Genomic DNA, 13,482 nt, shown 5'->3' with positions numbered 1-13,482 from the left:
ATTGAATATACTTATCCGTACTATTTACATTTCTCATGCCAATCCCTTATGAATTACTTGGAAAAGTCTTCATTTTTGTAGCTTTAGCTACGCTTGTTGTCTTGTTAATAGCACTACTTCTGGGTGCTTACAGTTTTAAGAAACATAAAATACTGTTTCCCAATTTTGTTCTGTTCATTCTCTATTTGTTCTACGGACCATCAAAATGGATATGCAGGGTATTTGGCATCAAGGACACACTTGTTGATGAGATTCTTGTAGAGGTGCGTAATGCTGTAATGCTTGACCAGTTCAAGGAAATAAAAAATGGCAGGGTTGTTTTCCTTCCTCAGTGTCTCAGGCATCCTAACTGTAAGGCACGCTGTGACCCTTTGATAGGCTACGAATGCAAGCTATGTGGTCTGTGTGATATTGGTACAATTTGTCAGGCAGCAAAGACCAGTAATTTCGAAGTATATGTTATTCCTGGAGGTAGTTTTGTTAAGAAGATCATCAAAGCTCACCGGCCGGAAAGCTGTATTGGTGTGGGATGCTATCCTGAGCTGGCCGAGTCCATGCAGGGTGCATCACCTTTTATGATTGTACAAGGAGTTCCACTATTGCATGATGGATGCTATAATACAAAAGTAGATGTGGATGAGGTCATTAGAAAGATGGAGGAATGTGATGTATAAGACAATCGGTATACTGATCACTGTAATTTTTATAATATCCCTCCTGCTTGCAGGTATTGCGCTGGCTGTGAGCCGCATAAGTCTCAACAGACACGTATGGCTTGCAGGATTCTTTGCGGGTGTACTGGACTTTTTCTATATGCCTCTGAAATATTTCTTCTACAAATTCTCAGACCCAAGAATACTCGATAAATGGATGGTCTCCCTGAAGAACATTTCAAATCGGAACAGTTTTAAAAAGTCAACAAAAAGAATGATAATAGCACCCCATTGCATGCGTGCCATGGATTGTCCTGCTTCTTCTAAAAGAACAGGAATTCAGTGTATTACTTGTGGTAAATGTGTTTTCAGTCAATTGAAAAAAGACGCTCCAAAATATGGGTATGATCTTTATATTGTCACAGGTTCATCCTTTGTGAAACATATTATCAAAGAAAAAGACTATGATGCAGCTTTGCTTATTGCCTGTGATTATGAACTTAATAAGGTAATGATGGGACTTAAAGGCAAAAGCATTGTAACATATGGCATTCCCATGCTTAATGATGGATGCTTTAAAACAAAAGTTGATTACGATAAAGTAATTGAAACACTTAATATGCTTTCAAGTTAATACGGAATTAGATGGATACGCAGATATATGATCTTATTATCATAGGAGCCGGTCCTTCTGGTTCGTCTGCTGGTAGAATCGCAGGACAAAAAGGGCTTAAAACACTGATTTTAGAAAAAGAAATATTCCCCAGGTATAAGCCGTGTGGAGGAGCAATATCCAGACATACGATATCCTATCTGGATTTTGACATATCTGCAGAGATAATCAACAAGTCTGTTTTTAAAGGAAAACTTCGCTACAGGGATAAAGTTGTTGAATTTCACAAGGATGAGATCATAAATTTCCTTGTAACCAGAAGTACTTTTGATAATTTCCTGCTTGAAAAGGCAAGAGAAACAGGAATATATGTACATTTAGGGGAAAAAGCCACTGATATTTTACAGGAAACAGATTCAGTCGCAGTTACAACAGATAAAAACACCTATAAATGCAAATTTGTAATCATTGCAACCGGTGCGCTTGGAACACTTAAAAACCATGTTAGAGAACCGGATACCAAAGATGGATATGGTGTATGTCTTGTTACTGAAATAGACTGCAAAAATATTGATAGACCTGAAGATCTGGTTGAAATAGATTTTAGTCCTGAAGGAATGGGATATGGTTGGATTTTCCCGCATGATGATAATTTTTCCGTAGGGTTTGGAAGTGTTATGGCAAAGTATTCCCCACACCCAAAGCAAACAATGAAGAAATTCCTTGCAGATAATGGGTTTAACGGTGAATACAAGCTAAAAGGACATATACTTCCATGTGGTGGCCATAAAAGAAAACTTGTGAAAGGTAGAGTTCTGTTAAGCGGGGATGCAGCAGGTTTTGTTGATGCGCTGACGGGGGAGGGCTTGCCCTATGCCATAAGATCCGGACAGATTGCGGCAGAAATTGTTTCAATGAATACAGGCAATAAAGGAAAACTTAAAGAATATGAAAAGAAGTGCTATGCAGAATTTGGCGAACATCTTAAGTATTCACTTTATCTTGCAAAATTGATGTGCAGGCAGCCGGAAAAAGTATTCAATGCGCTAAACAGAAGCAATGAGCTCTTTGAGACGTATCTGGAAGTAGCTGCTTACAACAAAACATATAAAGATTTAGTTAAAAAATTTGTGACAGGATTCAGATCTTCCTGGCTTAAAAGCTAATACCTGAAATCAGAGTATTGTTGAGTGAGGAGAGTAAGCTCCCTTCTGTTAATGCAATACATTATTCCAACCTGGTAGAATGATGCGCTCATAAAGAGCTGCATTGACGGCATTCGGCTACGCGTACATAAACTTCAGGAATGGTCTAAACAACCATTGCCCCCTACTACTGACTTGCACCCACGAGGATTCGCCGTTCCATCCGCATTCCATGAGACCTCAGCTTTTTAAGCATCATTGCATTTACATGGTAAGGTATCGTTTCTGTGCCAGCATGTGCAGAGCACATGAGTTGCAAAGCAACTGCCCGGGCTCTCGCCCGATGCCCTTTACAGGCATTCGTGTGTTTAGAAGGTGGGGAGACTTTCCTCAGGTCAAATGACCCGGCGGCCGTCCTTCCTCTCTCACTGATTGAGATGGAACTAAACAATATATATCTTATGATAAATTGTATCCCTTTTTAATCGTTTTTTGATTTGATATGTCGTTATAATTTTACAAAATGTTTTAAATTTACACATCTTTTTAAAAATAACTCACTATTAGTCAAAACGCTTATTTACAATTCGATGAAACAACTATAATGGTTGGTATGAAATATAATAGATATCTAATATTGGGTATTACACTGTTGACGGTACTATTTCTATTCATATTCTCCGGAGCTGTTTCTGTAACTGATAACGAACTGTTTATTGTCGATGGATTCAATGCTGCAGAAAATGGATTAGAAATATTAATACTGGGTATAGGAATTCCCTTATTGCTTGCAGCTGTTTACGTTGCTTTCAGGGCAAAAAAAGAGAAATCTCATAAATGAGTAAACAGGAAATTCTTAGTAATATATAATAATAGCTTAGAGCTTAAGTACACCACAGCCACAGCCGCGTGTGAGCAGGAAATCCATTTTTGATATAATCTCTTCCTGATGGAAGTCTGATAGTGATTCAAACTCTTCCTTGTGCTCAGTCAGAACATGTTCCTTCATTCTTTCTTTTGCCTTCTTTGGATCATTGTCGATGACTATGAAATCGTCATTAAAGCCAAGGTCTTTGCATCTGAGTATATGTACTATTGTAAAACCTCCTTTATTAAAATTAAAACTCCTGCTTTATTAATTTTTGTTTTGACTGCAAAAAAGGAAGTAAAAATAACCGTACTTCAGAGGAAGAATGAAATACCGATCACAATAAAGAGGACACCTGCAGCTCTGGAAATGGTATTTTTATTGATCTTTTCCATGAGTATCTTCCCTACATATACTGCCATTGAAGAGAGCAGGAACAGTGCAAGGACGACACCGATGAATACCATAACCGGATCGTACTGGGTTGCAAAAAGTGCAGATGCAAGTTGTGTCTTGTCTCCCATCTCTGACACCAGTATAAGACCAAAACCGGACATAAATGGATTTTTTAGTTCGTAGGAACCGTCTTCATCATCGTCATCTTTGTTGATCAGTGTCATCACGCCGAATATGATGAACATAACTCCGGCACCAATACGCACGTAATCCATCGGTATTCTGTTTGCAATAACATTTCCAAGAAGGATCGCCAGGCCATCTGTCAGAATAAAAGCCAGCATCACTCCGGCAAGTAAACGTGCGTATTCCCTTGTTTTTGTTGATAAGACCAGTACGGCAATTTGTGTCTTATCTCCAAGTTCTGCAAGGCCTACAAGAAGAAATGGGATAATGATGTCCTGTATCATATTGACAGGAAATGGTAGTTCCTATATAAAACATTTCTAACGCGTATCCAAATGTAATAATACCAAAGTATGAAAGTACATTTAATAAAGAAAGGCAATGCTGTGTTAAGTCTTTTTACCGGTACTGCAGTTTACATGTATCCTGGGCAGTCAGGCATCAGCAGTAGTTTCTTCTAATTTCTTCAAAGGATAAACAAAGTAAGCTTCATGCTTACTTTCTTTTCCTCTTTTATCGATCCCTTTTTTAAAAAGAGTAATCAGTCCTCGACTTCAAGAGCCTGGATTATATCATGGACGGTAAGTTCACCTCTGGCAACCCTGAGGACCATCGGGTAGATGAAAGAGCAGTCATCGATTGCATTCCATCGCTTCTCTCCTACGGTTCTTATTACCTCATCCATTACCTTTCCACATTCATCACAATATTTCGTATCACTTTCAATACCACAAACAATACAGTTCATGAATTTTACCTCCACTTTACATAATTCATAGACTCATATCTGTGCGAATCTATGGTTATTTTAAATGTCTGTGTTGATAGTATATAGGTTTTAAGTTTACCTGGATTTTCAGGAAAGAATATCTAAATACAAGGCGCAATTTTAATAATAGAACCTATCATTATTCAGCGGCATAGAAGAATTCAAGTCAATGTTGATAGATATTAATATATATTACATTTACCTGAGGTAAAAACGTGTCTGATAATCTTTTTGATATTAAAGTAAGGGATTTCTCTTTTAGAAACCCAATTGCACTTGCACCCATGGGGGGAATTACGAACAGCACTTTTGCAAATGAGAAAGCAAATGATGCAGGACTTGTAATCCTTGGAGGATACAACCTGGATTCTGCAACCCAGAAAGCTGCTGCAGAAATGGTTTCCCGTGGAAGAAAGGAATTCGAGTCCCATGAGCCTCTCAAGGTTATAGAGGATGAGATAAAAGCTGTGAAAGAAGGGCCTGTTGTCGGGATCAATGTGAGAAGTTCAAAGATCGAACCTCTCATAAAGGCAGCAGAGGTCGTAAGGGATGCCGGTGCCATACTCGAACTTGATGCACATTGCAGGCAGAAGGAAATGACTGATATTGGTGTCGGTCAGGCATTACTCAGTGACCTTCCAAAACTCACTGACTGGATCTCTAAAATAAAGGAAACAGGTGTAGTGCTTTCTGTAAAAGTACGTGCCAATGTTGTTGATGACATTGAACTTGTTAAATCAATAGATGCAGCCGGTGCAGATATTCTCCACCTCGATGCAATGCAGGAAGGTGCCGGAGCAGACCTGAAACTCATAAAAGAGGTCCGCGATTCCACAAGAATGTTCCTTATCTGCAATAATTCTGTCACAGACATTGAAGCTGCAAAGGATATGTTCACAAGAGGAGCTGACATGGTTTCTGTAGCACGCGCTGTTCTGGAAGAGCCTGGCATAATAAGCCATCTTGTAAACAGTTTCTCAATACAGCAGGAAGACATGGGCTGGTATAACGCACCTAAACATGTTTGCCGCGGAGAAGGTGACCTTAGGGGACTTGCATTCTGTTGCCTGCCTGTAAAACCATGTCCTGTTCATCACAATATTGCCAAACTCGGTTATTCTGCACAGGAATTTGCAGATATAAAGAATGAGTTTGCAAAAGGTACAATGCTTGAATATGGCGACAGCACATGTTTTGGAAGTCTTGTCTGGTGTTGTAAGATATCAAAACCATGTTACCTGAGAGATGGAGTACTGGAAACCTTGGGTCTTTCAGATTCAGAGTACATGCGCCTTAAAAAGGAACTTGCAGACTACATTCTGGAACACGCTAAAAAACCAGTCAACACTCAGTCATAAGTGGGAAAATTCAAATTACATTGAATTAGAATGTATAAGAAGGTACAGATGATAGATTCACTCTACACAATTGACAGGGGAACTTATCCTCTGCCGGCACACATTGCACGGTGCGCACAGCTTGCCATGTGTCTTGAGGTGTCATCTTCCCCAAAGCCCGGGAATATTGACCGGTTCAGTGATTATGAGGACACACGGTACGAGCACTTTCTTGCATCTGCAAGTGCTGTTTATCCTGTCATAGAGGAAGCAGTTTCCTGTGAGAACGGTGTAGGGGGACTTATCAAAAGTGCAGTTACTGAAAGTATGCGCTGGCAGAAAGGCGGCAATACTCATTTCGGAGCTTTTCTTTTGCTGATACCTTTTGCAATGGCTGCCGGGGAACTATTTGAGGAAGACGAGACCTTTACCATTCTACAACTTACAGAGTCTGCTTACAGGATAGTCAAAAATACCACCACGTCAGATTCAGTGGATTTCTACAGTTGTTTTGATGCTGCAGGTGTCAAGGTCAATTCTGTAGATGAGTTTGATCTTCAAAGCAACAGTGCTATTGATGAACTCCATGAAAAGGACATGAGTCTTTACAAGCTCATGGATATTGCCAGAGGTTATGACATCATAGCCAATGAATGGGTCACGGGTTTTAAGAGATGTGCCCGTTGTGCGGAACTGATAATCGATGGCATGAATGGTCTGGAGTCTCCTAAGCTTCAGGCTGATATAAATAACGTAACTGTTTACGCATTCCTGAAGATACTTTCTGAGAATGAGGATACGTTCATAAGTACTAAATATGATACGGATACGGCTCTCTATGTATCAGAAAAAGCAAAAGAGATACTTGAGGAAATGTATAATATCGGTGAGGACTTTAATAGTATATTACCATTGATTAAGATACTAGATAAAGAGCTTCTCCAAAAGAAAATAAATCCAGGTTCCACAGCAGATATAATCATCGCAGGTCTGTTCATAGCATTACTTGCCGGAGTCAGGTTTTAATGCACATAAAATTAAATTTAGAGGATTACGGGATATACGAAGGCATTTCGGAAACCATTGTTACAACAAACAGAGGATGGTCTATGAATGCTGCACCTATGGGGATTATCCGCAGAAATGACAAACTTTTTGTGCGCCTTTTCAAAGGTTCCACTACTTATGATAATGTATTGTCTGAAAAAGTCCTTGTCGCAAATACCACATGGGACGCCATTACTTTTGTTAACTCCACATTCTCTGACCTGAAAGATTCTGAATTTGAACCACTTAATATCAATGGCAGGACTATAGTAGCTCTCAAGGAGGCGCAGTGCTGGGTGGCCTTTGAATGCATCAATATTAAACTTACATCTGATGCTCTTGTTGCCGAACTTATTCCTTTGAGGACACATATCAATAAATGTCGTATAAGAGCTCCGAATCGTGGGATCTTTGGTGTAATAGAGGCATGCATCCACGCAACCAGATACCAGCTTACATGTGATGACAAGTATCTCAAGCTCATCAAAGCATATGGTAATATTGTGGATAAATGCGGTGGAGAAAAAGAAAAGGAAGCCATGAAACTGCTCTATGGTTATCTGTGATCATTCAGATCCAATGCAAAATCAAGTATATCAAAGTATATAATACAGAAAGACTATTTTCTCCCTATGACAAAAACGATAGCATGGGGAATTACCGGAGCAGGCCATTTTCTCACCTCAAGTTTTGGTATATTCGGGCAGATGAAAAGTGAATACGACATCAGAGTGAACACTTTCCTTTCCAGTGCCGCGGAGGAAGTTGTGAGGATGTATGGACTTGAACAGGAACTGGAAAAGATATCCTGCGGAGAATACCTTGAGGAAGTCTTCCTTGAAACACAGCAAGGTAAGAGCTGGCCAAAAACCGGACGCTTCCTGCTTGATAAGTATGATGCTCTTGTAGTCACACCGGCTACATCCAATACGGTTTCCAAAATAGCACACGGTACGGCAGATTCACTTGTAAGCAATGCTGTTGCCCAGGCTGTAAAAGGTGGTGTGCCGGTCTATGTGGTTCCTGTTGATATTGCAGGTGTAGTTATATCAGAGCTTCCTTATGGAATTGCCAGGGAAAAATGTCAGAAATGTGATCCATGTCCTCCAAGGGATAATTGTCCAAATGGTGCAATAACCGATCAGATAGACTTGCTTAAATGCAGCGGATGTGGTATCTGTAAAGATCTCTGCAAGTTCAATGCGATAAAAGGCGGTCCTGTTGAATTGAAAGTAAGAGATATCGATGCAAGGAACGTAGAGATAATAAGGGAACTGGAAGGCATCATCATACTGGAAAAACCGGAAGATATACCTTCAATAATGGCCGAGATATAAGTTAAATCAGAACTACTTCTTTTTTATCTCATTCCAAGACGTCTTCCAAGTTTGTTTATGTGTCCTATGAACATTTGCTTCACCACAAATGACACAGGTGTTTTCCTGCCACTCGGGCTTGTTTTTCCTGCTCTTATGGCATCCAGCACTTCTTCAGCTGTTGTGGCATCAGTGTCAATGTTGGTATAGGATCTGCCCACCATTTCAGCTTCATGAGAATCACTTCCTCCCACCATAGGGAATCCAAGCTCTTCCGCAGCTTTTTGGGCTTTGTTATTGGGGCCATCAGTTACACACCTTGAATTCAGGACTTCGATTGCATCTGCATCCAGTCCTTCAATGTAACCTATTCCATGGGATGTCAGTTTAAAAGGATGTGGAATTATAACAACTGCATCTTGTTGACGTGCTTTTTCGATTGTATCTTCAGGACTGAGTCCTGGTTCTATTGGCTCACGGATACCGAGCACAAGGATGTGGCCTTTTGAGGAGCTGACTTCAACACCTGGAATGACAATCAGTTTTGAGCCGAGTTCTTCTGCTCTTTTTGCACAGGCAAACCCACCTTCGATGCGGTCATGGTCACATATTGCAAAACCATCGAGTCCGTTTGAAGCAGCATATTCAAGAATATCATCCAGACTGGCGTTGCTGTCTTTAGAATAACAGGAATGAACGTGAAGATCGAACTTCATGTAAGCAACTTGGTCTTAAAGGTTAATAAAGATATTTAGATTCAACGGCTAAAATAAGGTAGAATCAAACAAGTGTGATTAATAGAAAAACTGCGAACGGGGATAGAATTTTGGTGGTTGGGTGGTTGGATAGGATTGGTGGTACATTAGAGTATTTCCCGTTCGCATATATGCTAACTACTCGATAGCATATATATATAACGCTGCAAATAAAATAATTTATAAACTGCAGTTGTATATACATGTCATGATAGTCCATTCACTAGAGATATGGCTTTATTTATAACCTTGTCCCTTGCTTCAAAATCAATTGAAATTACATCTGTGTAATTGATACTGTGAACAACCCCTTCATCATATATCCATGCTACAAGTGACATGCCTTCTTCTGATAGTGGTATTGTAAGTTCGATCCTTTTCCATTCAGGTAAAAGGTCTCGTATCTTTGTTTTGAGTTCTTCAAATCCAAAACCGGTTTTTGCAGATACAGAAACAGGATTTGGAGCAAGATATGCAAGACCTGTGATCTTTTCCTGCAGTTCATCATCTATTATGAGATCTATCTTGTTAAAAACAGTCACAATGGCAACATCCTGCAACTGGTCCCACATTGTTTCATGACATACAAGAAGTTTTTTGCGTATAGTTTCGAACGTTTCCGAAGAATCTACTACAAGGAGAACCACATCTGCAAGGAATATCTCATCAAGTGTTGACCTGAAAGCGTCAACCATCCAGTGTGGGAGATCTTCTATAAAACCTACAGTATCTGTAATAAGGATATCACGACCCTCTACTTTAAGTGATCTTGTTGTGGGTAACAGAGTGGTGAATAACATATCCTTTGATTCGACATTTTCATCCACAAGAGCATTAAAAAGAGTGCTTTTTCCTGCATTAGTGTAACCTGCAAGCGATGCAAGTGAAAAACCTTTTGAATGACGATGTGCCCGTAATGACTCATTATCTTTCTGTATGGTCTCAAGTTCATTCCTGATGCGTGTCATACGATTTTTGATATCCTGCGCATATGAGTCTTCATAACCGCCAAGCCCCATAAAACCAGGTCTTTCATCTTTTTTCAGGATAGATATCACTGCTCTTGCACGTGGGAGTTCGTATTCCAGCCTTGCAAGTTCAACCTGTAATTTTGAACGATGGGTAGTGGCTCTGGTTGCGAATATCTCCAGGATAAGCTGAAATTTATCGATGGTCTCACAGCGGCATGTTTCAGAAATGTTGTAGATTTGCATGGTGCTGAGAGGATTATGGAATATGACCTTATCGGGTTTCAGGTCTGCAACAATCAGTGCAAGTTCCTCAACCTTTCCTCTGCCAAGATGATACTTGCGGTCAGGATGCCGTGTCTGGGTCAGTTCGGAAATAACTTTGTAGCCTGCAGCTCCGGCAAGTTCCCGTAGCTCATTCATTTGCAGCTCATTCTTTTCATCTTCAGACCTGGGGTCATTCCTCTTAACTAAAATAGCACGCATCATATGGATACCTGTTTGAGATAATTCACTGGATTTCCAGTTCTTTTAAAAGAAGCTTCCGTGAACTGAGGGATGCATGGTGTGCAATCTCAATAGATCTTCTTTCGCTGAGTGATTCCTGATATTTGAAATCCCGGGTGAACATACTGTTAATTAACCATTGGGGCTTATTGTAAAAATCACCTGCTTCTGTGACAATAGTTCCATTGAATTGTAGCTCCGAAACAGTGGTCTCAATCATTTTTACAACTGACTGGATATCAGGTGCGGATTTGCTCCTGAAAGTTCTCAGAGTTATCTGGTTGATCTTCTCTATGTGGTCTGCAGTAACAGAAGCAGCAACAGCTGCACATACCATGAGGTATTCATCATTTACTTTATGTCTTCCTGAGATATCCACTGCAATTATATCAAACATCTTCTAAAGCAAAGACAGGTATATTATTTAAGTTTGAGCGGTTTTGGAGTAAGCTCTATCCCGCCCATTCGCAATAATCACATCTTTATTCTGCCAATATCGATGTACTCGATAGCATCAGCAAATTCTACTGCATAGAGCATCTGTTTTCTGACACTGTTTGCAAGCCTGATTGCTCTGGACATCACAGGGAGTAAGAATTCATGATCATGCGGTATTGCATGTATCAGGTAGTTTGAGTGAGGGAGCTTATCAGTTGAATACACCTCGCTGTAAACCCTGAAATGCGTTCCGAACTTAAACCCGGTCTTCGGTACAAATCCTCTGCTACGCAGGTCTACATAAGTATTGTACTTGCGTTTGAAATCCGGATCAATTGAAGCTGCAATTTCTGTGAATTCTGATATATCAGGAATAATTTCATTATTGCTGTTCTTTATCTCGATAATGCCTTTTTCAAGAAGGTATGCAGACTCCACAAGTGACAGTTGAAGGCGTTCGTTGTCAAGTGGTTTACCGTAAAAGCCGTTCTCATAAAGAAGCCTGGATGTTTCGCCGTCCCAGACAAGAACGCGGTCTTCAAGCATCGTAACAGATACAGGTTTTTCCATAGGGAGAATCTGTTCCATTTCTCCTTTTATGTCCAGTCTTTTTACTTCGTAATATGTGATGTCACTTTCCTCGTCAACGATGGCAAGAATCATTTGTTTGCGAACGTTAAGTGCAGCATTATACTGGGCAAGCAGATCTTTCAGCTGCATTGGCACACGTTCTGACCTGACGTAAACGAACATCTTTGCCTGTGTTTTGCCGGGATGACTGCCTCTTGGATATACCCTGAAGTCAGTTACACTGGGCTGGACATAGTAGCCTCTTTCACGGAGGTCTTTATAAACGATGTATTTCAGTTCAAAGAACTGCTGTCTTTTAGATGCTTCGGTGAAAAACTCTTCAAACCCAAGGTTCTTTTCATCCAGAGTTATCTCGAGCTTGTTCTTGTAAATCAGATATGCGGCTTCAACAAGTGTAAGCTCAAGAACCTCGCCCTTAGGACGACCATAGTATCCGGTGTTGTAAAGCTCGTTGATGGCCTGCTTTCCGGATTTTACCTTTTCTTTGACTAGTTTTCCGATCAAAAAATTCACCTGAAATAAATAAGAATACGTTTAAGAGTGTATAGGGATTCAAATATTGTACTATATATTTAACCGTGGTGGAATGGAATATCTGCAGTTTCAGGAAATGTGATACTGGCAGGTTATAAAAAAATGGAGAAGGAAAACTGAAAGGTTCAGTTTTAGTCATTCTTCATGCGAATCATGCAACAGATTGCAAACAAAAATACGGACAACCTTTTATACACTAAGAATCCAAATTTATGTGGGAGTGTAAAATATGATAGGAATGACGTTACTGTCGTATCAAAATCCAGCATTCATGGCTTTTGTCATAGCACTTGTCCTGTGGGAACTTCTCTGGAAAGGTGTCGGCTTATGGAAAGCTGCAAGAAATGATGATAAGTACTGGTTTATTGCCATATTGATAATCAATACACTGGGAATTCTGCCTATATTGTATATCTATATTTTCCGAAAAAATAAGAAAGGGATCTGACCATGGGGAGTAGGTTAGATGGAACTCAGTCATGGAATATTAGACTAAATAGAAGAGATTGGCGAAGTTGATGTAGTAATAGGCCTTCTTACAAAGGATGTTGAACCTACTGTACTTCACGTAATGAACGTTGTCAGGGAAGGTGTATTACGATATCTTTCATAGTACAGAACATTAATTGCCGTTGCAGATGGTTTTTCCATGGACAGGATGCAGAGCTTGCAAGAATGTTGAAATAGGGCCCATACAAAAGCTGATTGTTGAGCAGATGGTAGTGCCTGATAAAGGAGATGGGATACGCACTGTCATGGAAATTACCCATGAGACAAAGTCAAAAACCGTTGCCTTTGTATCCGGGGAACATTTTCTGGGATATTTCTGTGTGTCTTTTTGCAACTCCGTTTACATAGTTGGAGATGTTCAGACCAAGAAGGGTCATGTTCAACTCATACTCTCCACCATACTTTTTCAGAGTTTCAAAATCCACGTAATTCTCCATTAGTTCCATTACAATATCATGTGAAAAAACATCATGTCCGCTTTCAATTGGCGTATGGGTAGTGAAAACACAGTGATTTTTAACACTTTCAGCATTCATATTGTTCTGGCGCGATAAGTCTAATTAGAATGGAGGGATTTTAGAGCTAATTAGAAAATTTCTTAAAGGAGATTGTACTGCACAAGTAAATACATATACGATAAGAGAAATAAATATACATTGATTAACTATAATAATAGTTGGTGTGGTTAAGACAAAGATAATGTCTGGAAATGAAGGTCTTTTTTTAAAATGAATTTATTAATATATTGCTCAAAAAGTGCTATTTTTGCATAAGATTTACAAAATAAAATAATAGTAACTGAATATTTTCTACACTTCTTATAAAAATCACATATGAATATATAACATA

At 39.6% G+C, this 13,482-nt stretch carries 17 protein-coding genes and 1 other RNA gene; 9 read left to right on the top strand and 9 right to left on the bottom strand.

The window, feature by feature from the left end:
* Positions 1-35: 35 nt before the first annotated feature.
* From RE474_RS02140 to RE474_RS02130, 3 genes are read left to right on the top strand one after another with little or no spacing between them, the layout of a single operon-like run.
* Positions 36-674: a DUF116 domain-containing protein gene (locus tag RE474_RS02140; protein ID WP_309311346.1), complete on the top strand. Its 639-nt coding sequence runs from the start codon at positions 36-38 to the stop codon at positions 672-674.
* Positions 667-1,287 (top strand): DUF116 domain-containing protein, encoded by a 621-nt coding sequence (locus RE474_RS02135; protein WP_309311345.1) that lies wholly within the window; start codon positions 667-669, stop codon positions 1,285-1,287. Before RE474_RS02140 ends, RE474_RS02135 begins: the two co-directional genes overlap by 8 nt.
* 11 nt (positions 1,288-1,298) lie before the next feature.
* Positions 1,299-2,432 (top strand): geranylgeranyl reductase family protein, encoded by a 1,134-nt coding sequence (locus tag RE474_RS02130; RefSeq protein ID WP_309311344.1) that lies wholly within the window; start codon positions 1,299-1,301, stop codon positions 2,430-2,432.
* Between the two features lie 22 nt (positions 2,433-2,454).
* On the opposite strand, the gene rnpB is transcribed toward RE474_RS02130, so the two are convergent.
* Positions 2,455-2,838: RNase P RNA component (gene rnpB / locus RE474_RS02125), an RNA gene on the bottom strand.
* Between the two features lie 177 nt (positions 2,839-3,015).
* Between rnpB and RE474_RS02120 the strand changes: the two genes are divergently transcribed.
* Positions 3,016-3,252 (top strand): hypothetical protein, encoded by a 237-nt coding sequence (locus tag RE474_RS02120; RefSeq protein ID WP_309311343.1) that lies wholly within the window; start codon positions 3,016-3,018, stop codon positions 3,250-3,252.
* 36 nt (positions 3,253-3,288) lie between these two features.
* On the opposite strand, the gene RE474_RS02115 is transcribed toward RE474_RS02120, so the two are convergent.
* The 3 genes from RE474_RS02115 to RE474_RS02105 all read right to left on the bottom strand — a co-directional run bounded on the left by RE474_RS02115 (position 3,289) and on the right by RE474_RS02105 (position 4,609).
* Positions 3,289-3,420: a hypothetical protein gene (locus RE474_RS02115; protein WP_274377629.1), complete on the bottom strand. Its 132-nt coding sequence runs from the start codon at positions 3,418-3,420 to the stop codon at positions 3,289-3,291.
* Positions 3,421-3,593: 173 nt separating this feature from the next.
* Positions 3,594-4,145 carry a TMEM165/GDT1 family protein gene (locus RE474_RS02110; RefSeq protein ID WP_309311342.1) on the bottom strand — a complete coding sequence of 184 codons (552 nt, stop codon included), beginning with the start codon at positions 4,143-4,145 and terminating at the stop codon, positions 3,594-3,596.
* Positions 4,146-4,402: 257 nt separating this feature from the next.
* On the bottom strand, positions 4,403-4,609 hold the full coding sequence (locus tag RE474_RS02105; RefSeq protein ID WP_309311341.1) for a hypothetical protein: 207 nt from the start codon (positions 4,607-4,609) through the stop codon (positions 4,403-4,405).
* Between the two features lie 236 nt (positions 4,610-4,845).
* Between RE474_RS02105 and RE474_RS02100 the strand changes: the two genes are divergently transcribed.
* The 4 genes from RE474_RS02100 (at position 4,846) to RE474_RS02085 (ending at position 8,351) form a co-directional block, all read left to right on the top strand.
* Positions 4,846-5,988 (top strand): methanogenesis marker 9 domain-containing protein, encoded by a 1,143-nt coding sequence (locus RE474_RS02100; protein WP_309311339.1) that lies wholly within the window; start codon positions 4,846-4,848, stop codon positions 5,986-5,988.
* 48 nt (positions 5,989-6,036) lie between these two features.
* Positions 6,037-6,993 carry a triphosphoribosyl-dephospho-CoA synthase gene (locus RE474_RS02095; RefSeq protein WP_309311338.1) on the top strand — a complete coding sequence of 319 codons (957 nt, stop codon included), beginning with the start codon at positions 6,037-6,039 and terminating at the stop codon, positions 6,991-6,993.
* Entirely contained in the window at positions 6,993-7,580 is a 588-nt protein-coding gene (locus RE474_RS02090) for a DUF447 domain-containing protein (RefSeq protein ID WP_309311337.1), read from the top strand. The genes RE474_RS02095 and RE474_RS02090 overlap by 1 nt, the downstream gene beginning before the upstream one ends.
* A 66-nt stretch (positions 7,581-7,646) precedes the next feature.
* Positions 7,647-8,351, top strand: coding sequence for a dihydromethanopterin reductase (acceptor) (locus tag RE474_RS02085; protein WP_309311336.1), 705 nt, complete (start codon positions 7,647-7,649; stop codon positions 8,349-8,351).
* Positions 8,352-8,374: 23 nt separating this feature from the next.
* On the opposite strand, the gene RE474_RS02080 is transcribed toward RE474_RS02085, so the two are convergent.
* From RE474_RS02080 to endA, 4 genes are all read right to left on the bottom strand, one after another.
* Positions 8,375-9,046, bottom strand: coding sequence for a CehA/McbA family metallohydrolase (locus RE474_RS02080; protein WP_309311335.1), 672 nt, complete (start codon positions 9,044-9,046; stop codon positions 8,375-8,377).
* Positions 9,047-9,291: 245 nt separating this feature from the next.
* Positions 9,292-10,542 carry a GTPase HflX gene (gene hflX, locus RE474_RS02075; protein ID WP_309311334.1) on the bottom strand — a complete coding sequence of 417 codons (1,251 nt, stop codon included), beginning with the start codon at positions 10,540-10,542 and terminating at the stop codon, positions 9,292-9,294.
* Positions 10,543-10,564: 22 nt separating this feature from the next.
* Positions 10,565-10,957: a DUF2209 domain-containing protein gene (locus tag RE474_RS02070; RefSeq protein WP_309311333.1), complete on the bottom strand. Its 393-nt coding sequence runs from the start codon at positions 10,955-10,957 to the stop codon at positions 10,565-10,567.
* Positions 10,958-11,034: 77 nt separating this feature from the next.
* Positions 11,035-12,093, bottom strand: coding sequence for a tRNA-intron lyase (gene endA, locus RE474_RS02065; protein ID WP_309311332.1), 1,059 nt, complete (start codon positions 12,091-12,093; stop codon positions 11,035-11,037).
* Positions 12,094-12,352: 259 nt separating this feature from the next.
* Between endA and RE474_RS02060 the strand changes: the two genes are divergently transcribed.
* Positions 12,353-12,571 carry a DUF5652 family protein gene (locus RE474_RS02060; protein WP_309311331.1) on the top strand — a complete coding sequence of 73 codons (219 nt, stop codon included), beginning with the start codon at positions 12,353-12,355 and terminating at the stop codon, positions 12,569-12,571.
* A 331-nt stretch (positions 12,572-12,902) separates the two neighbouring features.
* Here RE474_RS02060 and RE474_RS02055 read toward each other — a convergent pair whose 3' ends face one another.
* Complete coding sequence (locus RE474_RS02055) at positions 12,903-13,169, bottom strand: hypothetical protein (RefSeq protein ID WP_309311330.1); 267 nt, start codon at positions 13,167-13,169, stop codon at positions 12,903-12,905.
* Between the last annotated feature and the right edge of the window lie 313 nt (positions 13,170-13,482).

The organism is Methanolobus sediminis (assembly GCF_031312595.1).
GTDB lineage: Archaea > Halobacteriota > Methanosarcinia > Methanosarcinales > Methanosarcinaceae > Methanolobus > Methanolobus sediminis.
The sequence above is the reverse complement of the archived record's forward strand: the minus strand, read 5'-3'. Positions and strand labels throughout refer to the sequence as shown.

Excerpts from the sequence above, each read along its gene's own strand:
- RE474_RS02070 (WP_309311333.1), bottom strand. The coding sequence starts at position 10,957 with ATGTTTGATATAATTGCAGTGGATATCTCAGGAAGACATAAAGTAAAT.
- RE474_RS02110 (WP_309311342.1), bottom strand. The coding sequence starts at position 4,145 with ATGATACAGGACATCATTATCCCATTTCTTCTTGTAGGCCTTGCAGAA.
- RE474_RS02120 (WP_309311343.1), top strand. The coding sequence starts at position 3,016 with ATGGTTGGTATGAAATATAATAGATATCTAATATTGGGTATTACACTG.
- RE474_RS02055 (WP_309311330.1), bottom strand. The coding sequence starts at position 13,169 with ATGAATGCTGAAAGTGTTAAAAATCACTGTGTTTTCACTACCCATACG.
- hflX (WP_309311334.1), bottom strand. The coding sequence starts at position 10,542 with ATGATGCGTGCTATTTTAGTTAAGAGGAATGACCCCAGGTCTGAAGAT.
- RE474_RS02105 (WP_309311341.1), bottom strand. The coding sequence starts at position 4,609 with ATGAACTGTATTGTTTGTGGTATTGAAAGTGATACGAAATATTGTGAT.
- RE474_RS02085 (WP_309311336.1), top strand. The coding sequence starts at position 7,647 with ATGACAAAAACGATAGCATGGGGAATTACCGGAGCAGGCCATTTTCTC.
- RE474_RS02135 (WP_309311345.1), top strand. The coding sequence starts at position 667 with ATGTATAAGACAATCGGTATACTGATCACTGTAATTTTTATAATATCC.
- RE474_RS02090 (WP_309311337.1), top strand. The coding sequence starts at position 6,993 with ATGCACATAAAATTAAATTTAGAGGATTACGGGATATACGAAGGCATT.
- RE474_RS02130 (WP_309311344.1), top strand. The coding sequence starts at position 1,299 with ATGGATACGCAGATATATGATCTTATTATCATAGGAGCCGGTCCTTCT.
- RE474_RS02080 (WP_309311335.1), bottom strand. The coding sequence starts at position 9,046 with ATGAAGTTCGATCTTCACGTTCATTCCTGTTATTCTAAAGACAGCAAC.
- RE474_RS02095 (WP_309311338.1), top strand. The coding sequence starts at position 6,037 with ATGATAGATTCACTCTACACAATTGACAGGGGAACTTATCCTCTGCCG.
- RE474_RS02115 (WP_274377629.1), bottom strand. The coding sequence starts at position 3,420 with ATGAAGGAACATGTTCTGACTGAGCACAAGGAAGAGTTTGAATCACTA.
- RE474_RS02140 (WP_309311346.1), top strand. The coding sequence starts at position 36 with ATGCCAATCCCTTATGAATTACTTGGAAAAGTCTTCATTTTTGTAGCT.
- RE474_RS02060 (WP_309311331.1), top strand. The coding sequence starts at position 12,353 with ATGATAGGAATGACGTTACTGTCGTATCAAAATCCAGCATTCATGGCT.